We start from the raw sequence: 546 nt of genomic DNA, 5'->3' as shown, positions 1-546 counted from the left end.
TGCGTATTTCGGAGCATTCCGAACAGCCATTTCGGTATGACCCGAACACCTATTTCGGTTTAATCCGAACGCACATTCCGCGATTATCCGAACACTTTTAAGCGAACTCCGAAATCAGCGTTCGGAATAGCGAAAACCGCGTTCGGAATGCCCGAAATCCTTCCTTTTTCTCTTTTAAATCAATAGCTCGCTATTCTTTACTTCTTAAACAAGAACGTAAGGAAGCGACAATGGCTAAAAAGAGAACTCCAATTAACAAAAATCAAAGAGATATTACGCCTTAAGTACGAGTGTGGGTTGTCCTACCGTAGTATTGCTAGTTGTCTCAATGTCAGCCTTGCAACAGTCTCTGAGCTTGTCGCTCGCTTTAAGCAAAGTCAGATAGGCTGGCCTCTCCCAGAAGATTGCAGTGATACTGACCTTACCAAAGCCCTATATTATTCGAAGCAAGCCAGTCGAGACAAGGTTATGCCAGACTTCGCTCAGTATGCTGTCGAACTCAAGCGTAAAGGCATGACAAAGATGTTGTTGTGGCAGGAGTACCAC

Annotated in this window: 1 pseudogene; it reads left to right on the top strand. The window is 44.5% G+C overall.

Annotated features, from left to right (window positions below):
* Window positions 1-230 precede the first annotated feature (230 nt).
* Window positions 231-546, top strand: a pseudogene (locus ACTRWI_RS22630) (IS21 family transposase); the annotation flags it as partial.

Source organism: Pseudoalteromonas sp. G5_S1_14_S5, from assembly GCF_054968605.1.
This window is presented reverse-complemented; position numbering and strand designations above follow the sequence as displayed.